General features: G+C 36.7%; 19 protein-coding genes. 11 read left to right on the top strand and 8 right to left on the bottom strand.

Translation table 11 applies throughout. From position 1 onward, the window contains the following. The first annotated feature begins 166 nt into the window (after positions 1 to 166). Entirely contained in the window at positions 167 to 1,603 is a 1,437-nt protein-coding gene (gene asnS / locus EKL98_RS00865; RefSeq protein WP_126457974.1) for an asparagine--tRNA ligase, read from the top strand. Positions 1,604 to 1,678: 75 nt separating this feature from the next. Next, positions 1,679 to 3,145: an RNA polymerase factor sigma-54 gene (gene rpoN, locus EKL98_RS00870; RefSeq protein WP_126561306.1), complete on the top strand. Its 1,467-nt coding sequence runs from the start codon at positions 1,679 to 1,681 to the stop codon at positions 3,143 to 3,145. Positions 3,146 to 3,412: 267 nt separating this feature from the next. Here rpoN and EKL98_RS00875 read toward each other — a convergent pair whose 3' ends face one another. Next, positions 3,413 to 4,552 carry an aminotransferase class I/II-fold pyridoxal phosphate-dependent enzyme gene (locus tag EKL98_RS00875; protein WP_126561307.1) on the bottom strand — a complete coding sequence of 380 codons (1,140 nt, stop codon included), beginning with the start codon at positions 4,550 to 4,552 and terminating at the stop codon, positions 3,413 to 3,415. Between the two features lie 294 nt (positions 4,553 to 4,846). On the opposite strand from EKL98_RS00875, the gene EKL98_RS00880 reads away from it, so the two are divergent. The 5 genes from EKL98_RS00880 (at position 4,847) to EKL98_RS00895 (ending at position 8,885) form a co-directional block, all read left to right on the top strand. Further along, a complete protein-coding gene (locus EKL98_RS00880) occupies positions 4,847 to 5,386 on the top strand; it encodes a hypothetical protein (RefSeq protein ID WP_126561308.1) in 540 nt (179 codons plus the stop codon). Between the two features lie 485 nt (positions 5,387 to 5,871). Then, positions 5,872 to 6,795, top strand: coding sequence for a transporter (locus EKL98_RS00885; protein WP_126561309.1), 924 nt, complete (start codon positions 5,872 to 5,874; stop codon positions 6,793 to 6,795). Continuing rightward, a complete protein-coding gene (locus EKL98_RS00890; protein ID WP_126561310.1) occupies positions 6,785 to 8,341 on the top strand; it encodes a phosphatase PAP2 family protein in 1,557 nt (518 codons plus the stop codon). The genes EKL98_RS00885 and EKL98_RS00890 overlap by 11 nt, the downstream gene beginning before the upstream one ends. Positions 8,342 to 8,529: 188 nt before the next feature. Next, on the top strand, positions 8,530 to 8,673 hold the full coding sequence (locus tag EKL98_RS17535; protein WP_158618317.1) for a hypothetical protein: 144 nt from the start codon (positions 8,530 to 8,532) through the stop codon (positions 8,671 to 8,673). Positions 8,674 to 8,675: 2 nt separating this feature from the next. Then, on the top strand, positions 8,676 to 8,885 hold the full coding sequence (locus EKL98_RS00895) for a helix-turn-helix domain-containing protein (protein ID WP_126552982.1): 210 nt from the start codon (positions 8,676 to 8,678) through the stop codon (positions 8,883 to 8,885). Between the two features lie 167 nt (positions 8,886 to 9,052). On the opposite strand, the gene EKL98_RS00900 is transcribed toward EKL98_RS00895, so the two are convergent. The 7 genes from EKL98_RS00900 to EKL98_RS00930 all read right to left on the bottom strand — a co-directional run bounded on the left by EKL98_RS00900 (position 9,053) and on the right by EKL98_RS00930 (position 20,161). Continuing rightward, positions 9,053 to 9,334: a FoF1 ATP synthase subunit delta/epsilon gene (locus EKL98_RS00900; protein WP_126457953.1), complete on the bottom strand. Its 282-nt coding sequence runs from the start codon at positions 9,332 to 9,334 to the stop codon at positions 9,053 to 9,055. Between the two features lie 69 nt (positions 9,335 to 9,403). After that, positions 9,404 to 10,915, bottom strand: a complete 1,512-nt coding sequence (atpD, locus tag EKL98_RS00905; RefSeq protein WP_073204939.1) for a F0F1 ATP synthase subunit beta — start codon at positions 10,913 to 10,915, stop codon at positions 9,404 to 9,406. Between the two features lie 257 nt (positions 10,916 to 11,172). Then, on the bottom strand, positions 11,173 to 12,642 hold the full coding sequence (locus EKL98_RS00910) for an SGNH/GDSL hydrolase family protein (protein ID WP_126457950.1): 1,470 nt from the start codon (positions 12,640 to 12,642) through the stop codon (positions 11,173 to 11,175). A 33-nt stretch (positions 12,643 to 12,675) separates the two neighbouring features. Continuing rightward, a complete protein-coding gene (locus tag EKL98_RS00915; RefSeq protein WP_126457947.1) occupies positions 12,676 to 15,501 on the bottom strand; it encodes a TonB-dependent receptor in 2,826 nt (941 codons plus the stop codon). A 386-nt stretch (positions 15,502 to 15,887) separates the two neighbouring features. Continuing rightward, positions 15,888 to 17,735: a glutamine--fructose-6-phosphate transaminase (isomerizing) gene (gene glmS, locus EKL98_RS00920; RefSeq protein ID WP_126457944.1), complete on the bottom strand. Its 1,848-nt coding sequence runs from the start codon at positions 17,733 to 17,735 to the stop codon at positions 15,888 to 15,890. 9 nt (positions 17,736 to 17,744) lie between these two features. Then, positions 17,745 to 19,334, bottom strand: a complete 1,590-nt coding sequence (locus EKL98_RS00925) for a DUF4270 domain-containing protein (protein ID WP_126457941.1) — start codon at positions 19,332 to 19,334, stop codon at positions 17,745 to 17,747. 20 nt (positions 19,335 to 19,354) lie between these two features. Beyond that, on the bottom strand, positions 19,355 to 20,161 hold the full coding sequence (locus EKL98_RS00930; RefSeq protein WP_126457938.1) for a glycogen/starch synthase: 807 nt from the start codon (positions 20,159 to 20,161) through the stop codon (positions 19,355 to 19,357). Between the two features lie 108 nt (positions 20,162 to 20,269). On the opposite strand from EKL98_RS00930, the gene panC reads away from it, so the two are divergent. The 4 genes from panC (at position 20,270) to EKL98_RS00950 (ending at position 25,426) form a co-directional block, all read left to right on the top strand. Next, the gene (gene panC, locus EKL98_RS00935; protein ID WP_126561311.1) at positions 20,270 to 21,118 is read left to right on the top strand and encodes a pantoate--beta-alanine ligase; all 849 of its coding nucleotides are present in this window, start codon (positions 20,270 to 20,272) and stop codon (positions 21,116 to 21,118) included. 14 nt (positions 21,119 to 21,132) lie between these two features. Next, positions 21,133 to 21,483: an aspartate 1-decarboxylase gene (gene panD, locus EKL98_RS00940; protein WP_126451936.1), complete on the top strand. Its 351-nt coding sequence runs from the start codon at positions 21,133 to 21,135 to the stop codon at positions 21,481 to 21,483. A gap of 235 nt (positions 21,484 to 21,718) precedes the next feature. Beyond that, positions 21,719 to 23,080, top strand: coding sequence for a DNA repair protein RadA (gene radA, locus EKL98_RS00945; protein ID WP_126451935.1), 1,362 nt, complete (start codon positions 21,719 to 21,721; stop codon positions 23,078 to 23,080). A gap of 378 nt (positions 23,081 to 23,458) precedes the next feature. After that, entirely contained in the window at positions 23,459 to 25,426 is a 1,968-nt protein-coding gene (locus EKL98_RS00950; protein WP_126561312.1) for a transglycosylase domain-containing protein, read from the top strand. The last annotated feature ends 15 nt before the right edge of the window (positions 25,427 to 25,441 follow it).

Consider the following 25,441-nt stretch of genomic DNA (forward strand, 5'->3'; position numbering starts at 1 on the left):
ATTGCAGTGTAAATCCTTTTTATTTTTTCTTTAAAAATAAAAAGATTGCAACGGAAAGCGGGAAATAGCTCCAGATTGCTTCACTCCTCGCAATGACTTTTAAAACAAATCATTTATATTTGCAGTTCAGTTACAGACAATTTTTAATATCAATTATACCCCTAAAATGAGACATACAAAAGTTAAAGACTTACTAAACAGTACCACGACGCTTCATGAAGTGAATGCAAAAGGATGGGTGAGAACTTTTAGAAACAATCAATTTATCGCGTTGAACGATGGTTCGACTATCAATAATATACAATGTGTTGTCGATTTTGAAAACACTCCAGATGAAACCTTGAAAAGAATTACCACTGGAGCAGCAATATCTGTAACCGGAACTTTGGTAGAAAGCAAAGGTGCAGGACAAAAATTTGAAATTCAGGTAGCTAAACTGGAAATCCTTGGAGATTCAGATGCGGAGAAATTCCCAATACAACCTAAGAACAAACCGAGCTTGGATTTCTTGCGGGAAAATGCGCATTTAAGAGTGCGTACTAATATGTTTGGAGCTATAATGCGTGTACGTTCGGTATTGTCGTATGCAGTTCACAGTTATTTTCAAGAGAAAGGTTTTGTGTATGTGAATACACCAATCATCACCGGATCAGATGCCGAAGGTGCCGGTGAAATGTTTAAAGTTACCGCCTTGCCATTTGACGGAACGCCAAGAACCGAAGATGGAAAAGTGAATTACAAAGAAGATTTCTTCGGGAAAGAAACGAACCTAACGGTTTCGGGACAACTGGAAGGAGAAACTTTTGCCATGGCTTTGGGACAGATTTATACTTTTGGACCAACATTTAGAGCCGAAAACTCGAATACTTCGCGTCACCTTGCTGAATTTTGGATGATTGAGCCAGAGGTAGCGTTCAATGATTTGAACGACAATATGGATTTGGCCGAAGATTTTATTCAGCATGTAATCAAATACACTTTGGAAAAATGTCCTGAGGATTTGAAATTCCTGGAAGGAAGATTATTGGATGAAGAGAAATCGAAACCAGTTGCGGAAAGAAGCGAAATGGCTTTGCTGGACAAACTAAACTTTGTTTTGGAAAACAATTTCAAACGTGTTTCGTACACCGAAGCCATTGATATTTTAAGGGATTGTACGCCTAATAAAAAGAAAAAATTTAACTATATCATCAACGAATGGGGAGCTGATTTACAATCAGAACACGAGCGTTATTTGGTGGAAAAACACTTTAAATGTCCGGTAATCTTGTTTGATTACCCGGCAAATATCAAAGCATTTTACATGCGTTTGAACGAAGACGGAAAAACGGTTCGTGCGATGGATATCCTTTTCCCAGGGATTGGAGAAATCGTGGGCGGTTCTCAAAGAGAAGAGCGTTTTGATGTTTTGGTTGAAAAAATGAAAGCCTTAGGAATTGATGAAGAAGAATTATGGTGGTATCTTGATACCCGAAGATTTGGTTCAGCGGTTCACTCTGGTTTTGGACTTGGATTCGAAAGATTGGTATTGTTTGTAACAGGAATGACAAACATTCGTGACGTAATTCCTTTTCCAAGAACGCCAATGAATGCGGAGTTTTAAAAAAGTTTATTCGGTTAGTCGGTTATTCGGTTAATCGATTCAACAAATAAACGGTTAACCGATTAAACAATAAAAATGCTGAAGCAATTCTTAAATTTAAAATTATCACAGAAATTATCTCCTCAACAAATTCAGTTGATGAAGTTAATTCAATTGCCTACGCAAGCTTTCGAACAGCGTTTACTGGAAGAAATGAACGAGAATCCAGCTTTGGAAACTGGAAAAGAAGAAGATGAGTATGAAAAGGATGAATTCGAAAACGAAGATTATGACGATTATGATGATGCGGAATCAGAGCGAATTGACGCCGAAGACATCAACATTGACGAATATTTAAGCAATGACGAAACTCCGGATTATAAAACGCAGGCTAACAATTATAGTGATGATGACGATGATCGCGAAACGCCTTTTGCCGCGCCTGTGAGTTTTCATCAGGATTTAATCAATCAGTTGAATACCTTCATCCTGAATGATGAAGAGCGTGATATTGCCGAATTCCTTGTAGGAAGTATTGATGACATGGGATATATTCGTCGCAGTGTTGCTGATATGGTAGACGATATGGCATTCACGCAAGGCATTTATACCGATGAGAAAATGGTCGAAAAAATGCTGCAGGTAATTCATGAACTGGAACCATCCGGCGTAGGCGCACAAGATCTACAGGAATGTTTGTTGTTACAATTGAAACATAAAACACCGACAGAATCCGTAGAACTGGCCACTGACATTATCGAAAATCAGTTTGATGCTTTCACTAAAAAACATTATGACAAGCTGTTACAAAAATACAATGTTTCAAATGAGCAGCTTAAAAAAGCAATTCACGAAATAGAAAAACTGAACCCAAAACCAGGAGGATCCTTTACCGGAAACAATAAAATAACAGAAAACGTAGTTCCTGATTTTGCCATTAGAATTGTAGACGGTGAACTGGAACTGACTTTAAACGGTCGAAATGCTCCTTCTCTGCACGTTTCTAAAGAGTATCAGGAAATGATGCAAACGTATAAGGATTCCCGAGACAAATCGGCACAGCAAAAAGATGCAGTGCAGTTTATAAAGCAAAAGTTGGATTCAGCTAAATGGTTTATCGATGCGATACGCCAACGTCAGGAAACCCTTTTTGTAACCATGAATGCGATTACGCATTATCAGGAAGAGTTTTTTCTGGATGGCGATGAAACCAAGTTAAAACCAATGATCTTAAAAGATATTGCCGACATGGTAGGTCTTGACATTTCGACGATTTCACGTGTAGCAAACAGCAAATATGTAGAAACGCCTTATGGCACGAAACTGATCAAGGAATTCTTCTCGGAATCCATGAAAAACGATCAAGGCGAGGATGTTTCGACATTGGAAATTAAGAAAATCCTTCAAAATACAATTGAGGAAGAGGACAAGAAAAAACCACTTCCAGACGATCAATTGGCTGAAATTCTTAAAGATAAAGGCTATCCCATCGCGAGAAGAACGATTGCAAAATACAGAGAACAACTTGATATTCCTGTGGCGAGAATGAGAAAGAAAATATAGGCGATGCGTTAAATAAGGACCAATTTAAGCACTTAAAATACGTACAATAAAAAATTAATTTACAAACCATATTAGGTTTAAATACTAATCGCTTCTTTCCTAATAAAGTATCGATAGTTTACAATACAATTCACCCGTATTCTTTATGCTTTTTTGATTATTTGAATTCAGGATTAATCTGCAATCAAAAGTAAACCCATAATTACAGCAAGAAGTACGTTAATGCACTAATCTGTTTTAATCCTTGAAATCCGAAGCATCCGCTGGCTAAAAAAGAAAAGTGCACAACAAATGTAACACTTCCGTAATTTCTTGCGTCGAATTGTAACTATGAATGCAAAAACGCAGGCGTTCCTGCCCTTCGGGAACCGTTGGCGAAAGTATAGCTTTCACATCAAATCCTTTTTCCTGCAGTTGACTGGCGATGGTTTTTACTTTTTCATTTCCGGGAATAATGGCCGATTGTATTGCCGATTTGCTTCGGACGAAAAGTGGTTTTAAACTCAATAAATTTTTCTGCTGATTGAAAAATACAATGTTTTCTCTTAATTTTAAAATTGAAGCCGAATCTTTTTCTAAATGCTGGTACGCAACCAAAATCGCAGCAACAGAATGTGGCGAAAGCCCTGTGGTATAAATAAAACTGCGGGAGAAATTTACTAAATAATCCCTCAATTCAACCGAGCCTAAAATCGCGGCTCCATGGCATCCCAGTCCTTTCCCGAAAGTCATAATTTGAGCAAAGACATGTTCTTGTAGACCCTGCATTTGAACCAATCCCTCGCCTGTTTCACCAAAAACGCCCAAAGCATGCGCCTCATCCACAACAAGATAACAATTATATTTAGTTGAAATCAAAACCAATTCTTCCAAATTGGGACAATCACCATCCATAGAAAAAACAGATTCAGTAACGATATAAATAATAGTGTTTGGATTCCGTAAAATCAATTTTTCTAAATCCTCAAAATCATTATGATTGAATTTATAGGCTTTGGCATTCGACAGTTGGATTCCGTCCCGAATAGAAGCATGACACAATTCATCGTATAAAATCAAATCGCCTTTTTGTGGAACGGCACTAAAAAAACCAATATTGGCATTGTAACCCGAATTAAAAATCAAGGCTGTTTCTGATTGGTGGAAACTGGCAATACAGTTTTCTGTTTCTTGATACAGCTTATGGTTCCCGGATAACAATCGGGAACCGGTCGCCCCGTTTTGAATGATAGTATTCGTAATTAAATACTCGTGCGTCTGATTAAATATAATTTCTGATTGTGAAAATCCCAAGTAATCATTGGAAGAAAAATCAATTCTTTTACTTGATAAAGGCAATTTTCGCAACGCATTATTTTGCTTTCGAATTTCAAGTTTAGCGGATAGATTTTCTGGGAAATGTTTCATAGTCCACAAAAATAAGCATCTTTTTTGGTTTATGGATTTTGCGCCATTTTTGTTTACTAATTTCTTCCAGTTAATGAATTTTGAAATAGAAATTCTAATACAGAATCTTGTTTCATTATTCAAAAAAATATAATTCTATAAAAATTAACAATTAAAAAACAACTATTAAAAAAAAATCTACAAATTTTTCCGAAAACGGTTTCGTTTTGTAATTTTATAAAATTGTGTTAAAAAAAACTTAAAATTAATATTGAAGATAATAACCTATGAAATAGTTTTCTACTTTCGGCAAATATGAAACGAATTGCATCACTTTTTTTAATAGTAACGTTGTTTTACAACGTGATGGGATACTATCTGATGTTTGCTTATCAAGAAGAGCAAGCGTGGGTATCTACTATGGAAAAAAGACATGATACAGAGTTTGAAGTAATCCAATTGAATGCAACTTTATATTCTTTTATTGAAGACACTGATTTTGAGTACGTCAATGAAGATGTGGTTATCAACAATAAAAGGTATCATATTTTCAAGAAAAGAATTCAAAATAACATACTAAGTTTGTATTACCTGCGCAATGCACATCAAGATGCAATAAACCAGGATTTAAAAGATATTGTTGACAATCAATTATTTAATGGATCTTCCTCTAAAGAGTCTCCGGTTAAAAAACTCATGAAGTCTTTTCTTCAAGATTATATTCCAAATAATACTGTTTGCGTAGCTTTTTATCCAAAAACAGCGATACTTTCTGCTGAACCTATCATTACGCCAAACCAGGCGTTAGATTCCGGGTACACTTCCATTTCGTATTCACCACCTGATTTCGTTTAAATCTTCATTCATTTTAGTGGAATCATTCGCTTTTATCCGGTTTTTGTAAGTCAAGATAATTCATGATTACTTTAGCTACATCTGTACATTTATTACACCCTTTCGATAGAAATTATGCCCTTTATAAATACAAAACAGGTTTTTGTGTTTTCTGAATTCACTTTTGTGAATAATTTGATAGGCCATTTTGCATTGCTATTCTGGTATACTTTGTACAACTAGCCTTTAGGACCATAACTTAAATGGATTTATAGAACAGTTCTCTGTTTGAAAAACGCCCTTAATCAATGCATTTAGCCTTGTAAATTCAAAGAGATTTTTTGGCTGAAGCCAAAAACAAATCTTGTTTTACAGCGATATTACTTGACAAACAATCACTATTTTTTTAACTCAGACCTTCTTAGGTAAAAAGTTGTTGTTGTACTATTTTATACCATTATCCATTCTAAAAAAGGCTAAAACCATTAACCAAAAACCATTTTTTAATGAAAAAAATTTATCTGAACTGCCTGCTATTGGTTCCTCTATTTATAAATGCCCAAACCGAGATTGACGGAATTATGATGAGTAAAAATAATTTTTGTTTTGGAGCCGTTTACCAGTATAGCAGCTGGGATAAGTATTGGGAAGGAACCTTTAAAAGAGAAAATCTTAATCTGGGTACTGTTTCAACAAAATCAATTGCTCTAATGGGAAACTATGGTGTTTCTGATAAATTGAATATTATTTTCAGTCTTCCTTACGTGGATACACATGCAAGTGCTGGAACAATGGAAGGCAAAAAAGGATTACAAGATATTTCACTAACAGTAAAATACATGCCATTTGAAAAAACAATTGGTAAAGCTACCTACTCGTTATATGCTTTGGGAGGACTTTCGGCTCCGGTTACTGATTATTCAGCTGATTATTTACCCTTGAGTCTTGGCCTAAAAAGCAAGACAGCTTCTTTACGAATCATGGGTGATTATCAAAGAGGTCATTTTTTTACCACTATATCAGCCGCTTATGTAAAAAGAGATAATATAACCGTTGACCGAAACTCCTACTATACAAACGAAATGCATTACACCAATGAAGTAGACATGCCAGATGCAATTTCTGTAAACTTGAGAATTGGCTATCGTTCCACTAGATTAATAGCCGAAGCGATTCTGGACAATTGGGTATCGCAATCCGGAGGATTTGACATCACTACCAACAACATGCCTTTCCCGAGCAATACTATGAATGCCTTAAAAATTGGCGTGAATACTAAATACACACTCCAGAAAATTCCGGGATTATCTCTTATTGGGGGGTGCAATTTTGTTACGGAAGGTAGAAATATTGGCCAATCAAACACCTTCTACGGTGGTTTATTTTACATCCTTAATTTAAAAAAAACAGCACAAGAAAATGAAAAATAAAACACAAAAAATAGCCTATTACAGTCTTTTGGTTCTGTTTCTTGCAGTGAACCAATCTTGCAGTGATGAGCTAACAGAACGCAACGAGCAATTCCCTCAATTAAATCCTATCAATACAGACGAATTAGCAGGGACCTGGAAAACATTCTTACTGACTACTCCGGATGAGTTCTCTTTGGATGCACCAATAGCAACTACTGCAGCGGCTTTTACAAGAGAAATAAATGAGATAAAAAGCTATCAGGCAAACATCACGGAAGACCAAAGAAACATCATAAAATATTGGAGTACCGGAGGAGTTTTGCGTTGGAATGAAATCATGCGAACATTAGTGGCAAGACACAATCGACCGCCGTATCAAAATGAAGACGGAACCTACCCTGCACCATCTGGAGCAAATCCGTTTGCGAATCCGCAGTTTCCATTCTCAAATCCGCCTTATGCAGCCAGAGCGTATGCCTATGTGAGTGCGGCGCAATACGATGCGATGATAGCAACTTGGCATTATAAAAAACTGTACAATAGAGCTGCACCTTTTACGGTTGATGCTACATTACCGGTTTTAATCCCAAAAAGCAACTTGCCTTCCTATCCCTCTGAAGATGCTGTTTTAGCAGGAGTAACGGTTGAGTTATTAAAATTATTATTCCCAACAGAAATCGCTTACATACAAGAAAAGGCAGCGGAACAAAAATTATATCGCATTATTAGTGGCGCCAATGTTCGCAGTGATGTGGATGCCGGAATTATTCTAGGCAGAAAAATAGCAGCCAAATTTATCGCCAGAGCTACTGCTGACGGAACAGCAGCTGCTATTGGCAATCAAGCGCTTTGGACACAACTGGAAACTCAAACGGCAGCAACCGGAGAAACTCCATGGAAATCATTAGATATACCAGCAAGACCTCCAATGCTACCATTATTTGGAAAAGTAAAATCATTCCTTATGACTCCAGAAATGGTTGTGGCCAGCCGCCCGATTCCACCACCATCTACAAAATCAGAACAATTTGCAAAAGAATTAGCTGAAGTAAAAAGCTATGGAAAAAATGCCACTAGAAAAAACATGGAAATTGTTACTTTTTGGGCTGATGGAGTAGGAACTTATACGCCACCGGGACATTGGAATGCAATTGCATCAGAGTCATTTGTAGCACTCAATTATAGTGAGGTGCGCTGGGCACGAAATCTAGCGTTGCTAAATATTGCTATGATGGATGCGGCGATCTGCTGCTGGGACGCAAAATACACGTACTTTAACCCCCGACCGTCCCAAGTAGATCCGTCTATAAAAACATTAACCGGGATTCCAAATTTCCCTGCTTATGTATCAGGTCATTCTACCTTCAGCGGTGCGGCCTATGTTGTTTTATCACATCTCATCCCTGCAAAAGCACAAGGTTTTGTAGCTATGGCAAAAGAAGCTTCGGATTCCAGAATGTTTGGATGCATTCATTATAGAAGCGATTGTGAAAAAGGACTTGAATTAGGCGAAAAAGTGGGTGGCTTTGCAGTTGCAAGAGCTCTTATTGATGGTGCCGAATAACTAAAAATAATCAAGTTGGTGATTTGTTTTAATGGTTTGTTTTAATATCTCATTTTATCAACTACCGCCTAACAGATGTTGGAAACCAGTTAGGCTTTTTTAATTTTAAAAGCTCCGAAAGATTTAACAGAAGTGGCTGTCTTTTATTGCTGTTAAGCGTTTCTGGGATTATAATTAGACTGTTGGACATGAGTCAGAAGCCAAAGGACCAAATACTTTCTGATATTATTATGTATTTGTTACTACTTGCAATTGGCATTGGGTTATTAGCTTTTTCTGATGTTATTAAAAAAGGAAATATCATAGAAGCTGAAAATAATTTAACAATATAATCATGTCTATAATCATCAACTTAGACGTAATGCTCGCTAAACGAAAGATGCGTTCGAATGAATTAGCGGAACGAATGGGAATCACAACAGCTAATCTTTCTATTTTGAAAACCGGAAAAGCAAAAGCGATTCGGTTTTCGACTCTAGAACTGATTTGTGAGATTCTGGAATGTCAACCCGGAGATATTATGGAGTTTGCAAAGGATAAATAATCTCTTGTTCTCGACTTTTTAGCCCAGATGGAAACGGCATCCTTTTACAAAGCTTCCAGCCTTTTGAAGGCTGGAAGCTTTGTAAAAGATATAGTGGACAGCTGGAAATAGCTCCAAAAAAAAAGCCCCACAAATTGTGAAGCTTTGATTTATAACTCAAAATTATTTTAGTCAACTAAAATAATAACTTTATTATCTTTCATTTCAATTGTTCCTGAAGTGATCGTTAGCGTATAATTTTGATCATCTAACTTCGTGAATTTACCTACTACCTCTTTTGCAAAAGCAAAAGTAGAAGCTGTAATTTTCACGACACCTTTTCCTAAAATAGAAACGATTGGCGCGTGGTTATTCAAAATTTGAAAGCTTCCGTCAACTCCGGGCAATGTAACCGAAGTTACTTCTGCTGAAAATAATTTTGCTTCTGGTGATACTATTTCTAATAACATACTTTTTAGTTTACAGTCTCAGTTTACAGTCACAGTACTGAATACTGAGCCTGAACACTGAACACTAATTTATGCTTCCGCTAACATTTTTTCTCCAGCTTCGATAGCTTCTTCAATAGTACCTTTAAGGTTAAAAGCGGATTCTGGCAAGTGATCTAATTCACCGTCGATAATCATGTTAAATCCTTTGATAGTATCTTTGATATCCACTAACACTCCTTTTAATCCTGTAAATTGCTCAGCAACATGGAAAGGTTGAGATAAGAAACGTTGTACACGACGTGCTCTTGAAACGGCTAATTTATCTTCTTCCGATAATTCTTCCATACCAAGGATCGCAATGATATCTTGTAATTGTTTGTATTTTTGTAAAATTTCTTTTACTCTTTGTGCACAGTCATAATGCTCATCACCTAAAATTTGAGGCGTAAGGATTCTTGAAGTTGAATCCAATGGATCAACCGCTGGATAAATACCTAGCTCAGCAATTTTACGAGATAATACTGTTGTTGCATCAAGGTGAGCAAAAGTTGTAGCCGGAGCCGGATCCGTTAAATCATCTGCAGGAACGTAAACCGCTTGCACTGATGTAATAGAACCTTTATTTGTAGATGTAATACGCTCTTGCATCGCACCCATTTCAGTAGCCAATGTTGGTTGGTAACCCACTGCAGATGGCATACGTCCTAAAAGTGCCGAAACCTCAGAACCTGCTTGTGTAAAACGGAAGATATTATCCACGAAGAACAATACATCTTTCCCTTGATCAGTTCCTGCACCATCACGGAAATATTCCGCAATAGACAATCCAGAAAGTGCTACACGAGCACGAGCTCCTGGAGGCTCATTCATTTGTCCGAAAACGAAAGTAGCTTTAGACTCTCTCATTCCTGGCATATCCACTTTAGACAAATCCCATCCTCCATTTTCCATAGAGTGCATGAATTCATCCCCGTATTTTATAATTCCTGACTCTAGCATCTCACGAAGTAAGTCATTCCCTTCACGTGTTCTTTCCCCTACTCCTGCAAATACAGAAAGTCCACCGTGACCTTTTGCAATATTGTTGATCAACTCTTGAATCAATACTGTTTTACCAACTCCAGCACCACCAAACAATCCAATTTTACCCCCTTTTGAGTAAGGCTCAATTAAATCGATTACTTTAATACCTGTGAATAAAACTTCAGATGAAGTTGACAAATCTTCGAATTTCGGTGCTTGTCTGTGAATAGACATCCCGTTTTCTCCTGTTTTTGGCAAGTTTCCTAAACCATCAATGGCATCTCCAATCACGTTGAATAAACGACCGTAAACATCAGCACCAATTGGCATTTGGATAGGATTCCCTGTTCCAACTACTTCATAACCTCTACTCAAACCATCTGTTGAGTCCATCGAAATGGTACGTACTGTGTTTTCACCAATGTGAGATTGTACTTCAAGTACTAATAGTGTACCATCTTTTTTTGTGATTTCTAATGAATCATAAATTTTTGGAAGTTCAACATCCTTACCGTTGAAAACAACGTCAACTACTGGGCCAATGATTTGGGCAACTTTTCCTATTACTTTTGACATCACTTATGTATTTATTAAATAGCTATTTAGGTTTATGAAACAGAACCAATCGAAACATATCGATTATACCCTTTTTTCAGTGTGCAAAGATAATTTTTAAAATATAAAATCAAGATATTTTTTTATAAAAAAAGATATTTTTTTAATAGATTATTTAGAAACGACTTAGAAACTAACAAAAGACCGAGTTGTCACTAAAATAAACAACCACCACGTCATCAAACGGGTGGTTGTTATTATAGAAAATCAAATTCTAATTATTGAATAGAAGCCGGATATTGAATAGGGTAGAGCCCTAAATCAACAGGTCTTAGCGTAGCTGTATATTTAGCATTTATAGAATTTGCAAAAAGGTTTGCTATTAATGCATATCCCCTTGCGCTGGGATGCACTCCATCGAGTGAAAAAGCACCACCAGTAACATAAGCCGCCGTAATATGAAAATTCCCAAAACGAATTCCGCTTGAAGACAGTTGTGCCATAGTGGCTTTAGCATCTACAAAAGCTAATCCTTTAGCATCAGCAACTGCTTTGATGGTAACATTATAAGCATCTGTAGCAACTTTGACTTCCGCCACCTCCGCTTTAGATAAAACCCAGTTGTCAGCAAGAGGCACCGAAACGCCGTTTACAGCTGCAGCATTCCCTCCTACTAGTGTTCCAATAAAAGTTCTCGACGTAAGCACTAAAAGATCTTCTTTAGTTGCTTGTCTGAACGAAGGAACTCCAAAAGCACTCAAATTTGTCAAATAGCTATCTACAATCACCACGGCATTCGCTCCTGCAGCAAACTTAACAGTTCTTCTTGTTGCTTCAGCTGCTGTAAGTAACCCATTAGTGACCATTGCCTGCAAACCTCCATTATAAGCAGCATAACCTCCATTTAATTGTGCAGCCACAGCGGCAGTCAATGGAACTGGATTATAAGGAACTGTTGTAAAATAAGGAAGTGTAGTTACATAAGGAAGATTCGCAACCACCCCTTTTGCACCATTAGCCGTCAAGGCATTCACCAGCCCGGTATACACATTTGCAAAAACAGTTGGATCTGTAATATCATTAGAACCATAAGTAGCAGGGTTAAAATTTCCGGTTCTGTCCACTCCTATACCTCCAGAGGTAGCGTACGTCAAGACATCATTCCCGCCAATCCACAAGGAGAAGAACGTTGGTGCTTGAGTCAGGGCATCTGCTAAAACAGTCGTTCCTGAAGCTGAAGCAAAACGAGCAAAATACGGGTTAGCCGCACCAGAAGCCACTCCGGCTACGTTTCCATAGCCCGGGGCTACTAAATGAAAACTTTTAGCCCCTGGAATTCCTAGGTTGTTAATAGGCCCAGCTACTTTATTTGTAACTACTGTGGTAGGAGTACCGCTTACCTGAACAGGTCCTGAACCATTAAAATACAACCTATTTGTTGCAATTACATTCCCTCCCAACAATAAGCCACCAATATTATCATTGGTGTATGGCGTTTTAAATTCACCACCACCTGCTAAAGCGAACTGTTGCGACAGGATATTTACATACGAATTTTCTTGTCCTTTTTTGAAAAGAGCGCCATCACTATATCCTGCGGCAAATGAATCTCCTAAAGCAACGTATTTTGAAAAACTTGCTGTTCCGGAAGTTATAGGAACCTCAACTGGCCCAGCATTGTCATCCTCGTTATTACATGCTGCGAAGGTTAGCGAAATCAACAACAGCCATTTGAAATTTTTTATCATAATATATTTTTTAAAATTATTGACTTTTCTGAACTACGGATTAATTGTCCAAGAAGCAAACCATTGCTGTCCGATGGCACCCGCTCCAATTACCTGAATATAATCCCTTCCTCCAATATTAGTAGCTCCCACTTTAAGCACTGATTTTAAGGCCGGAAAACCATAATTAATCTGAGCATCTAAGACCGTGTTTTCAGGAACAATTCCATCAGCAAAAGAGGACTGCCATAAATATTCCGTATTGTATCTCGCATTGATATTAAAACCAAAATTTTTGAATAATTTATCATTTCCTACAGACGCTTTAACCCTATGTTTTGGCGTATTGAAACCAGCTACAAAACCTGGATCTTCTGCTTGATCAAAACTAAATTCAGCAAAATTATAATTTACACCAACCTCAAAATCTTTATACACTTTCTTAGACAAGCCTACACCAAAACCTTGAGACGTGATTTTTGCAGTAGTATTCGTATACACTTGATACACTCTTCTATCTCCATTACTTAATGCAGAAAGCGTCGCTAAAGTTGCTGGATTTCCAAAATCAAATGTCGTGTTAACGTCCCCATAATAAGGACTAATTACTCTTGAAACATTCATGAAATCATTATACACATTGTAATATCCATTAATATCAATTGATAAGTCATTATTTACAACCGTACGATATCCTAGCTCAAGTGCCTGAACTTCTTCTGGCTTTACCAACCCTATATTAGCCACTTGCAACAAAGCTGCTGCAGCCGGAACATTAGCTGGATTAGCCGCTATTGCCGCACTAAAAGCCCGAACTGAAGCTAGCGTAAACGAATTGTTATACGCATTTTGTCCTGTTAATGTTAACGTAGCAGGAACGCCCATTGCTTGTCCCGCCGCACTAACTCCTCTAACCTCTGTAAAACGATCTAAGTTTTCAGGAGCTGAACCAATTAAAGCAAATGGCCCTAAGTCAAGACCAATATACTGGTCTTGAGTTGTTGGATTTCTAAAACCAGTTTGATAAGAAACCCTGAAATTATGTCTTTTTGACTCTCCCGCAGAATACACTAAAGAGACACGAGGGGATATATTTCCATTAAAATTTTGACTTTTATCGTACCGTGCAGACCCAGTAAATTTCAATCGGTCATCTAAGAATTTTTTAGTTAATTGCGTATAAGCACCATACTCATTATAACGTAAAGGACCATCAAAATCAGTGAAAATTGTTCCCTGAGAATTCATTTCATATTGTCTGAATGACCCTCCTAATTGGATCTCTGCAAATTTTATTAGATCTTTAAAATTATAATTTACATCTGAATGGTAAATTTTTGATTGATCAATAAATTTAGCTCCTTTGGTTAGATCCGGTTCCGCTATTGCAGCCGCCAAAGCACGATTGAATTGTACCGAACCCGGTTCAAATCGCGCACTCCCTGTTGGAGTTGGCAAAAAAGGAAGTCCAGCCGGTTTAATATTGTAATCGGCATAGTTCCTTGCATTCGCAGCAGATAACTGTGCATTAGTTCCCAAAACTGCACCTGAAAGTTGATATGCTGTAGCATAGTTCGTAAACCATTCTGTATCTGATTTTGCCGCTCTATTAACATTCCAAGCAGCAAAACGCATGTCATAGGAATTCCCTGCATCTTCATCCGTTATGTACCCTCTTACAAAGAAATTTTTTCCTTTTACTTCTATTTTAGTTTGTTGCATAAAGAAATCATTGAGTGCATATCTATTCGCTCCTTGATAAATAGTGCTCCCCAAACCTATTTTGTGCTGTAATATAATTTCGGTTTCCCCTTCCCATGGTTTAAAATGTAAAGAAAAATCTGCCTTTACACTTCTTACTTTATTGTCATTCAGGTCTTGTTCCCGGTATCCCGTTCTGCTTACCTGACCAACATTAGTGATGAAAGTAGTTACCTCATCACCGTATAAATTTAATCCGTCATAATTTTGATTATTAGCATGACCTATTGATCCGCCAGTAACGCTTCTTTGATCAGCAGCAATCCATTCTGTAGCTCTCATAAAATTAAAATTCCCTTTGGCGGCAAAATGCTTGCTGAACGCTTTGGCAGCTCTAAGTCCAAAATCAAAATAATCATTAGTTCCTGCTACTTTCTGGGTTGTTTGTCCATATTTTACGTAGGTACTGATCCCTTGATTTGTGAACGGATTTTTACTGTTCATAAATAAAATACCATTGAAAGCATTTGCACCATACAATGCAGAGGAAGCTCCCGGCAGTAATTCTACATTAGCAACATCAATATCAGAAAGTCCTATTAAATTCCCCAAAACAAAGTTTAAGGCCGGAGATGAATTATCCATTCCGTCTACCAGTTGCATGAAACGCGTATTGGCGACAGTTGAAAACCCCCTTGTATTAATCGATTTAAAGGAAATACTACTGGTATTAAAATGCACCTCTTTCAGGTTTTCTAAACCATCATAAAAGGTTGGCGCCGTGGTGTTTTTTATCTGCTGAATTCCCATTCTTTCAATAGTAACCGGAGACTCGATCACTCGTTCTGGTGTTCTTGAAGCAGAAACAACGATCTCATCTAGCTTGTTCTCTTCATCTAAAAGCTTTATGAGTAGTTTTTGACTACTAGAAACAACACTAATTTGTTGAGAAACAAACCCCACACTGGTCACCTCAATTGAATAAGGTGGTTTTTTAGAGGATTGCAATACAAAAGAACCGTCTAGATCCGTAATTGTACCAGAAGCATCTCCAACTATCTTGATGTTGGCTCCAGGAATTGGTTGGTTGTTACTATCAGTAACAGTACCTGAAATTGAGTTTTGAGCAAAGGTTAGACTGCAAAAAAACAATGACAAAAAAAGTAAATACACTCTCATTGGGTTCTATTTTGTTGGTTTAGGAAGCCAAAGTACAAATATTTTTGATATTAATAAAAAATCACCTGTAAAATTTCATATTTATCAGTAATTTTGCCTCATTTGCAGTTATTCTACATTTATATTTTATTTCAAAATGTTAAAATTTAGATTAAAAAATCAAAATTTCACTATGCATGCATATAAAAAATACATTTATCACAAAATTATTATTGATTTTTGGATATATGATAAAAGTGTCAAAAGAGCAAACATTTATGATTCGTTTGTATTTTGGAAAAAAATTAAAGACAAAAGAAGTACTAATAAAAAAAGCCTCGAAAGTTTTTCTTTCGAGGCTGGCACTACTAAAAAGGATATCAGTAATATCCCTATTATATTTTATTTTATTCTACAGTAACCGACTTTGCTAAATTACGAGGTTGATCTACATTGCATTCCCGCATAACAGCAATATGGTACGACAAGAGCTGTAACGGAATTGTAGTTATCAGCGGCGATAAAGCATCTGAAGTTTCTGGTATTTCGATAACATAATCTGCTAACTCCCTAACTTGAGTATCGCCTTTAGTCACCACTGCTATAATTTTACCACTTCTGGATTTTATTTCTTGTATATTACTTACAATTTTATCGTAATGGCCTTGTTTAGGCGCAATAACGACTACTGGCATGTGTTCATCTATCAGTGCAATTGGTCCATGTTTCATTTCAGCAGCAGGATAACCTTCAGCATGAATATAGGAAATCTCTTTTAGCTTTAAGGCTCCTTCAAGCGCTACAGGAAAGTTATAGCCTCTCCCCAGATAAAGACAATTTGGAGCATCTTTAAACATCGCCGCAATTTCTTTTGCTCTCTCGTTTGTCTCTAAAGCTTCTTTTACTTTTTCAGGTATAATTTCTAATTCCTGTAAATAAGCATGAAAAACAGAATTTGACAATGTCCCTTTGGCTTTAGCCAAACGCAACGCAATCATAGTCAAAACCGTAATTTGAGTGGTAAAAGCCTTGGTCGAAGCAACACCTATCTCAGGTCCGGCATGTGTATAGGCTCCAGCATGTGTTTCTCTAGAAATAGAAGAACCTACCACATTGCATACTCCAAAAACAAATGCCCCGTTTTCTTTGGCTAACTTAATTGCTGCCATTGTATCTGCTGTTTCTCCAGATTGAGAGATGGCGATCACAACATCTTTACTGTTAATTATAGGATTTCTATAACGGAATTCTGATGCATATTCAACTTCAACTGGGATACGGGCAAATTCTTCAAATATATATTCCGCAACTAAACCGGCATGCCAAGAAGTACCGCAAGCAACGATTATAATTCTATCGGCGTTTAAAAATTTTTCTAAATTATCTTCCACACCAGACATTTGAATCAATCCCTGATTAGCATGAAGCCTTCCACGATAAGTATCTTTGATAACACTTGGCTGCTCATAAATTTCTTTCAGCATGAAATGATCATATCCTCCTTTTTCAATTTGCTCCAAATTCATTTGAAGTTCCTGAATATTCGGATTTACTAAAGAATCATCTTTAATTTTTCGGATTTTCATCGGTTTGTGCAACCTGATATTCGCCATTTCACCGTCTTCTAAATAAATAGCATTCGATGTATATTCTATGAATGGGGAAGCATCAGAGGCAATGAAAAACTCTCCTTCTCCAACACCTATAGCCAATGGACTTCCCAGACGGGCAGCCACAATTTCATTTGGATTTTTTTTATCAAAAACAGCAATTGCATAAGCGCCCACCACTTGGTTTAAAGCGACCTGAACTGCTTTGCCTAATTTTAGATTGTCTTTTTTTTGTACTTCTTCAATTAGATTCACTAACACCTCGGTATCCGTATCTGAATGAAATACATACCCTCTTTTTATCAACTCTGCCTTTAAGGGCGAATAGTTTTCAATAATTCCGTTATGGATTATAGCTAGATCTCCAGAATTAGAAAGATGCGGATGCGAATTTACATCATTAGGAACTCCATGAGTAGCCCAACGTGTGTGTCCTATTCCAATTGTTCCGTTGGTAGTAATGCTAGAAGAAGCGCTCTCCTCCAGATCAGAAACCTTTCCTTTTGTCTTACACAGTTTCAAGTTTTCGCCATCATATAGCATGACACCGGCACTATCATACCCTCTGTACTCAAGCCTTTTTAATCCCTTTATTACAATAGGATAAGCTTCTCTATAACCGATATATCCAACGATTCCACACATAAATTTGACTTAATTTGGTTTTGTATAAAAAATTTCAAGTTTCAATCGTTTATCAACTGGGACGGTAGATTTTGAGCCATATAAAATAGTTCCCAAAGGACTCATAACAGAAGCTTTTGGCGCTCCGGTGATAAAAGAATTAGGAGTTCTCAATTTATGGGAAGGAAATACACTGATGTCTTCGGTAACAACAACACCTAATTTGACATTAGTTGAATCCTTAACATTGATAAGATTTCGTATTTGATTGGTTATTCTAATCTTGTATGTCAACCCTTTTTTGGAAGTAGCATTTACGTTAATATTCCCATCAAAAACTGTTTTTGCTTTTTTGAGATTGGCAGTATTAGACGTTAAGTCCATATAATAATCCACAATAGGCCGATTATTATTAAAATCATATAGATAGATCCTTTTTGGTTCATAACTACCTGACATAGCCTCCGCATCAATATGAAAAACAAGACTTGCTTCATTGATCAACCAGCCACTGTTCCTAATGGCTTCTAACTGACCCGGAGTGTTAAAAAGACTCAATACTGCAACGGATCCTTGGCCCCCTTTAAGGTATAATTTCTCGTCTCCTTCCGAAGTATTTCCCGTATTAGGCAAAGCATTATAGGCAAGTCCGCTACTTCCAAAATTGTTTTCTAACAAACTAACACAGTTTCCTGTCAGGTTCATCACTATGGTTTTTTTAACTCGTGTTGGGCTCCCTCCAGTAGTTGAGGCCAAATCTTCATTGTATTTTATCGTAATTTTTCCTGCTTTAAAGTCCAACATTGCTAAATTACCGGCACTTCCTGCCGCTTTCTCCATTTTAAAGTACAGGCCTCTAAAATAGTCTTTAAAAACATCATTTGTTGCTAATTTCCCCGAAGCAACAGCATCTATTATCCTTGTTTTAAAATAGCCTCTATTTAGACTAATTTGCATTCCTGGAGCCGTTCTTGTTGTGGTAACAGCATTAGTTAAGGAATCCGTAACCGCAACTACATGCTCCGCAGGATCAAAGAAAAAAGCATCGTTTTGTGCTGTATCCACAGCGTCATTTAAACGACTGGATACTTTAACATTATCAAATTCTGTATTTTGGTTTGTAAAATAATTTTGAGCCTGTTGAAAACCACCTACCGGATCCGCATCTCTCATGTAGTAACCCGACTCATAGATGCTAATTTTCATTTTAGCTTTTTCAACACCATAAATTGAATCTAAGCGATACACATTTCCCGTTGTGGTAGATGAGGAGGTCAATGTGCTAAAATATGGAATTGTTAAGATTACACTTTCTATATAAGCATTTGCACCTATAGTAGATATAGGAGTGACCAATGTCAATTGTGTACCATAATTTGCTGTTACTTCGCCAAAATTAGGATTATTAAAAATCCCTAAAGGACTTACCGCAAGATTATTAGATTGTATTGGCCCCGTTTTTTGATTGTAGGCTATTACATCATACGTTTCTTTTTCCAGGTTAAAATTATTTTCACCTATTAAACCCGCTCCAATTTCATTATAATCTTTATCACAAGAATATAAAAAAGCAATACTTGCCACTACCAGAATTTTCTTAAAGAAAGAATTATTGTACATATTTAATAAAAAAGTTTAATTTAAAGAACCTCGTTTCTGTAGAAATTAGTATAAGCTTCCGCGAATGCATCTTTCGGGACGAAAGATAAAAAAGGTTTTCCTGAAGATTCTATAAATTTTGTTAAACTTGAAGACAGGTTTTCCGAGGCAATAATCACAGCGTCAGAATGTTTTATCGTGGCCTTAATAATATTTTCATAATCCGGGATTTCAAGATCAGCAATATCTTCTTTAGGTATGCCATCAAATTTTACTTTATTAATCATTCCAGCATCTAAAGTTCCTTCAAAAGACTGACTGTAAACCGATGTAACGATTTTTGTCTCTGAAAACAATGCTTCATTTTTATAATAATGTTTCATGTAAATGGGCAACATTGCCGCCATCCAGCCATGAACATGAATAATATCTGGCACCCAATTGAGTTTTTTCACGGTTTCTACCACTCCTTTTGCAAAGAAAATAGCACGCTCATCGTTATCCGGATACATCACGCCTTCTTCATCTGCAAAAGTCGCTTTGCGCTTGAAATATTCATCATTATCAATAAAATACACTTGTATTCGTTCCTTTGGTATAGATGCCACTTTAATAATCAAAGGCATATCCAAGTCATTCACTACCAAATTCATGCCCGAAAGTCTGATAACTTCGTGCAACTGATGTCTTCTCTCGTTAATATTTCCATACCTTGGCATAAAAATTCTTATCTGTCCGCCTTGATCATTAATCATTTTTGGAACGTCATAAGACATTAAAGAAACCTCGTTTTCAGCGAGATAAGGCACCACTTCAGATGATACGTATAATATCCTCTTATCTTTCATATTATAATTTACTTAATTTATTGGCAATAAAAACAGTGCAAAATTACAATAATTTATGCAGTTATTAACTAAAATAGTAAGTTTGCATTTAATTTTAATAATACAGTCATGCCTATTTTCTACGGAAAAGCATCTTTAATGAACTATTTGAAACCTATAAAAGCACTTCACTCCACCATTGGATTTGTTCCAACTATGGGTGCTTTACACCAAGGTCATCTGGCATTAATGCAAAAATCATTGTTGGAAAATGAGAATACGGTAGTGAGTATTTTTGTCAATCCTACTCAATTCAACAATTCCGAAGATCTGGCAAAATACCCAAGAACATTTGATGAAGACGTAAAAAAACTTACGGCTTTGAATCCAAATATCATTTTATACGCCCCTGAGGTGGTCGATATTTATGATGGAACACCCCTTGCTGAACATTTTGATTTTGATGGACTTGAAAATCAAATGGAAGGCAAGTTCAGACCCGGGCATTTTAATGGTGTCGGTACAATTGTAAAACGTCTTTTTGAGATTGTTCAACCTACAAAAGCCTATTTTGGGGAAAAAGATTTTCAGCAATTGCAAATCGTAAAAAAAATGGTAGCTAAAAACCATTTAAACATAACCATAATTGGCTGTCCCATTTTTAGAGAGCCTAACAATCTGGCCATGAGTTCCAGAAATGAGCGTTTATCAGCTCTGGAAAGAGCCGAAGCTGCTATCATCTACAAAATATTAACTTCTGTAAAAGCCCAATTTTTTACAAAAAGTACCGCAGAAATTTCAGAATGGGTTCAAAAATCATTCCGGAACAATCCTACTTTTGTATTGGAATATTTCGTTATTGCTGATGAAGCAACCCTGCTTCCGTGTACCCGAAAATATAAAAATAAAAAATACCGTGCCTTTATTGTTGTAATAGTCAACAATATTCGTTTGATTGACACCATTTCATTAAATTAATTTACTTTTGTAGCATGCAAATTCAAGTTTTAAAATCAAAAATTCACCGCGTTAAAGTAACGGGAGCCGATCTGAATTATATCGGAAGTATTACCATTGACGAAACGTTACTGGATGCTTCTAACATCATTGAGGGGGAGAAAGTCTCTATTGTTAACATCAATAATGGTGAACGTTTTGAAACCTACGCCATCAAAGGCGAAAGAAATTCAGGAACCATAACCCTCAACGGACCTGCGGCCAGAAAAGTGCAAAAAGACGACATCATCATCATCATCTCATACGCAACAATGGAATTTGAAGAAGCCAAAACCTTCAAGCCTTGGGTTGTTTTTCCCAATGAAAAAGACAATTCTTTGACCTAAAACATTCCATTCTAAAACGGCTCTTTATGGTATCGTTTATGATACGCAAAAGGCCCTTGTCACTTCCAGCCACTGATGCTCTATTTTTTAAACAAGAAAAAGAAAAGCAACAGTGGCTAATTTTTTATAATGTAGTATATTGCTTCTCCTAGTGAGCGTGAAATACCCGTACTTTAACCAAACGGTTGCTACTAGAAAAACAGGATGCTATGAAAAGCCAAATACCAAAAAAATAATGTCAAAAGTAAAAACAACTTTTTTTTGCCAAAACTGTGGCGCACAATATGCCAAATGGCAAGGGCAATGCAATTCCTGTAAAGAATGGAATACAATAGCAGAAGAAATTATACAGAAACAAGAAAAAACAGCTTGGAAAAGCGAAACTACTTCTAGCAGTAAAGCACCAAAACCGTTACGAATAAACGAAATTGATTCTGCTCAGGAAATCCGAATGGACACGACAGATGGCGAACTAAATCGCGTTCTGGGTGGTGGAATCGTTCCCGGCTCCTTGATCCTTTTAGGTGGTGAACCCGGCATAGGAAAAAGCACGCTGTTGCTCCAAATCTCTTTAAAATTACCGTATAAAACTTTATATGTTTCAGGCGAGGAAAGCCAGAAACAAATAAAAATGCGTGCCGAAAGAATCACGCCCAGCGGTGACAATTGCTATATTCTTACCGAAACCAAAACCCAAAACATCTTCAAGCAAATTGAAGCCATACAACCGGAAATCGTGATTATCGATTCCATTCAAACCTTGCATACGGATTATATCGAATCCACTCCCGGCAGTATTTCTCAAATACGGGAAACCACTGCCGAACTAATCAAATTTGCCAAAGAAACTAATATTCCCGTGATTCTGATTGGTCATATCACCAAAGACGGTAACATTGCCGGACCAAAAATCCTAGAACACATGGTGGACACAGTTTTGCAGTTTGAAGGTGACCGAAATCACGTATATCGCATTTTACGTTCGTTAAAAAACCGTTTCGGATCCACTGCTGAAATTGGTATTTATGAAATGCTGGGCAATGGTTTACGCGAAGTTTCGAATCCATCCGAAATACTGATTTCGCATAAAGACGAGGAATTATCCGGAACAGCAATTGCTTCAACTTTAGAAGGCATGCGCCCGTTGATGATTGAAATTCAAGCCTTGGTAAGCACCGCCGTTTACGGAACGCCACAACGCAGCACGACGGGTTATAATGCCAAACGACTCAATATGATTCTGGCCGTTTTAGAGAAAAGAGCCGGTTTCAGGCTTGGCGCCAAAGACGTTTTCCTGAATATAACCGGAGGAATTTCAGTGGATGATCCGGCAATAGATTTGGCTGTAGTTGCCGCTATTTTATCCTCGAATGAAGACATAGCAGTCAATAAAGGTTTTTGCTTTGCCGGCGAAGTGGGACTTTCCGGCGAAATACGTCCTGTAAACCGCGTGGACCAACGCATTCAGGAAGCGGAAAAATTAGGTTTTTCGACCATTTTTGTTTCTAAATACAATAAAATTGCATTGAAAAATACCGGAATTAACATTCGATTAGTAGCCAAAATTGAAGACGTGGCGAGTGAGTTGTTTGGATGATATTTGTTGACAAATCTAAAATAACGTTTCTCTTATACATTTAGTGTTGCAACTAATTGTGATTGTTTGGTTTACGACGCAGAAGTTGTAGTCTTGATTTGTTTTCAAATACACTAAGGGCACGGATTGCAAATCCGTTATCGGGATATAAAAAACCGAAATACAATTACTAATGGCACTGCTGCCGCTAATATCAAAAACTACAACGCAGAAATGTTGTCGTTTTTTTATGTCCTAAAATGGAATAGTATTAATTTTATCCAATCAAAACTATAAAGAAAATTATAAAAAACTCAGCTTTAGTATTATTTTCCTTTTCTTTATGAATAATATTATAAACGCCTTGTATTTTAGATTCTTTTATTTTTAAAACTGTTTATGAAAACCAAAAAACAAAACATAATTCTAGCAACAAAAATACTTTTTGTATTGTTTACCACTATAATTATTGCTTTTTACCTCTTTCGTGATGCCGTTTTACAGCAAACCATTGCAAAAGTTTCCCATGAAATGAAAATGGATTACAACAGTACTTTTACGATAAAAAAAGCTTCTTTTGAAGGATTGTCCGGTCTAAATCTTACCGAAATAGCATTGGTTCCAAAAAATGCCGATACGCTTTTTAAAATTAAAAAATTAAAAACTAGTGTCAATTTGTGGCATTTGATAACCGGCGACCTACAACTTGGTACTTTAGAGGTTCAGAATGGTTTTATTCAATTAGTAAAAAAAGGGAAAAAGGGAAATTACGATGCTTTTTTAAAGAGAGACAATCAAACACCAGTACAAAATGAGAAAAGAGATTACGCTCATTTTGCCTATAGAATCATCTCAAAAGCACTAAATTTAGTTCCAACTGATATGATTCTGAACAATCTTTCGATCCGAATTAACGATAACGGAAAAAAAACAAACATCAATTTCCAAAAATTGCGATTGGTCAACAAGCAACTTGAAACTGCTATTCGAGTGCAAACCAACACCTTTACTCAGCACTGGAAAATTAAAGGATTTGCCGATCCCAGAAATAAAAAAGCCGATATTAGATTTGTTAATATCGACACCGGTGCCATCAAAATGCCGTATTTAGACGAGCGGTTCAACCTAAAATCAAGCTTTGACTCCATTCGTTTGAATATTCAAAACATAGATAAAGACGGTGATGAATTGCATATCGATGGGTTTATGGCTATTGCTAATTTAAAACTCAACCATCCTAAAATCGCCAGCAAAGATGTATTGCTAAAAAACGCCAAATTTGACTACCGTTTTCTTTTGGGTTCTGATTTTATTTCGATTGACAGCACCTCAACAGTTCAGTTAAACAAGATAAAACTTCATCCTTATGTGGCTTATGAAACTGAAAAAGACACGATTTATAAACTCAAAGTGAATATTCCAAAAATGAACGCGCAGGATTTTATCACTTCGCTTCCAGACGGTTTATTTGCCAATTTTCAAGGCATGAAAGCCAGTGGTACTTTTGATTACAAATTGGACTTTGCATTCAACCAAAACAAACCCAATCAACTGGTTTTTGACAGCAAACTAAAAAAAGAAAATCTAAAAATTACAAAATACGGTGAAGCCAACCTGAACAAACTCAATGGCGAATTTGTGTATCGCGCACTTATAAAGAACGTGTTGCAACGTCCGGTTTTAGTGGGCTCTGCTAATCCAAATTTCACGCCACTGGACCAAATTTCACCCTATTTACGAAAGTCGGTTTTGACAACGGAAGATCCTTCTTTCTTTTCGCATCGTGGTTTTATCAGCGAAGCTTTCAAACAATCCATCATCAAAAACATAAAAACTAAAAAGTTTTCCCGCGGCGCCAGTACCATCAGCATGCAATTAGTGAAAAATGTTTTTCTGAGTCGGGAAAAAACTGTTTCCCGTAAACTGGAAGAAATTTTATTGGTTTATATTCTGGAAAACAACCGGATTGTAAGCAAGGAACGCATGCTCGAAGTGTATTTTAATATTATCGAATGGGGTCCAAATGTATATGGAATTGGCGAAGCAAGTCAATTTTATTTCCAAAAAACACCTTTGGAATTATCACTGAACGAATGCTTGTATCTCGCCCGAATTATTCCAAGTCCAAAAAAATTCATGTATCAGTTCAACGATCAGGGAATGTTGAAAGATTTTGCTGTAAAACAAGAGTTGTTCTTAACCAATATTATGTTTCGAAGAGGGCTTTTGACTCCTGAAGACACGATTTACAAGTCCTTACCAATATTGATTTCAGGACCTGCAAAATCTTTTATCAAATTCAAAATACAAGATTCCACGCAAATAAAGGTAGATTCTTTATCGGTTGATGATGAATTTGATCTGTAATGTTGAAAATAACCC

It is taken from the genome of Flavobacterium bomense (assembly GCF_003970355.1).

Bases quoted from the DNA above. Each gene is read 5' to 3' on its own strand.
- asnS (WP_126457974.1), top strand. From the start codon at position 167: ATGAGACATACAAAAGTTAAAGACTTACTAAACAGTACCACGACGCTT.
- rpoN (WP_126561306.1), top strand. From the start codon at position 1,679: ATGCTGAAGCAATTCTTAAATTTAAAATTATCACAGAAATTATCTCCT.
- EKL98_RS00875 (WP_126561307.1), bottom strand. From the start codon at position 4,552: ATGAAACATTTCCCAGAAAATCTATCCGCTAAACTTGAAATTCGAAAG.
- EKL98_RS00880 (WP_126561308.1), top strand. From the start codon at position 4,847: ATGAAACGAATTGCATCACTTTTTTTAATAGTAACGTTGTTTTACAAC.
- EKL98_RS00885 (WP_126561309.1), top strand. From the start codon at position 5,872: ATGAAAAAAATTTATCTGAACTGCCTGCTATTGGTTCCTCTATTTATA.
- EKL98_RS00890 (WP_126561310.1), top strand. From the start codon at position 6,785: ATGAAAAATAAAACACAAAAAATAGCCTATTACAGTCTTTTGGTTCTG.
- EKL98_RS17535 (WP_158618317.1), top strand. From the start codon at position 8,530: ATGAGTCAGAAGCCAAAGGACCAAATACTTTCTGATATTATTATGTAT.
- EKL98_RS00895 (WP_126552982.1), top strand. From the start codon at position 8,676: ATGTCTATAATCATCAACTTAGACGTAATGCTCGCTAAACGAAAGATG.
- EKL98_RS00900 (WP_126457953.1), bottom strand. From the start codon at position 9,334: ATGTTATTAGAAATAGTATCACCAGAAGCAAAATTATTTTCAGCAGAA.
- atpD (WP_073204939.1), bottom strand. From the start codon at position 10,915: ATGTCAAAAGTAATAGGAAAAGTTGCCCAAATCATTGGCCCAGTAGTT.
- EKL98_RS00910 (WP_126457950.1), bottom strand. From the start codon at position 12,642: ATGATAAAAAATTTCAAATGGCTGTTGTTGATTTCGCTAACCTTCGCA.
- EKL98_RS00915 (WP_126457947.1), bottom strand. From the start codon at position 15,501: ATGAGAGTGTATTTACTTTTTTTGTCATTGTTTTTTTGCAGTCTAACC.
- glmS (WP_126457944.1), bottom strand. From the start codon at position 17,735: ATGTGTGGAATCGTTGGATATATCGGTTATAGAGAAGCTTATCCTATT.
- EKL98_RS00925 (WP_126457941.1), bottom strand. From the start codon at position 19,334: ATGTACAATAATTCTTTCTTTAAGAAAATTCTGGTAGTGGCAAGTATT.
- EKL98_RS00930 (WP_126457938.1), bottom strand. From the start codon at position 20,161: ATGAAAGATAAGAGGATATTATACGTATCATCTGAAGTGGTGCCTTAT.
- panC (WP_126561311.1), top strand. From the start codon at position 20,270: ATGCCTATTTTCTACGGAAAAGCATCTTTAATGAACTATTTGAAACCT.
- panD (WP_126451936.1), top strand. From the start codon at position 21,133: ATGCAAATTCAAGTTTTAAAATCAAAAATTCACCGCGTTAAAGTAACG.
- radA (WP_126451935.1), top strand. From the start codon at position 21,719: ATGTCAAAAGTAAAAACAACTTTTTTTTGCCAAAACTGTGGCGCACAA.
- EKL98_RS00950 (WP_126561312.1), top strand. From the start codon at position 23,459: ATGAAAACCAAAAAACAAAACATAATTCTAGCAACAAAAATACTTTTT.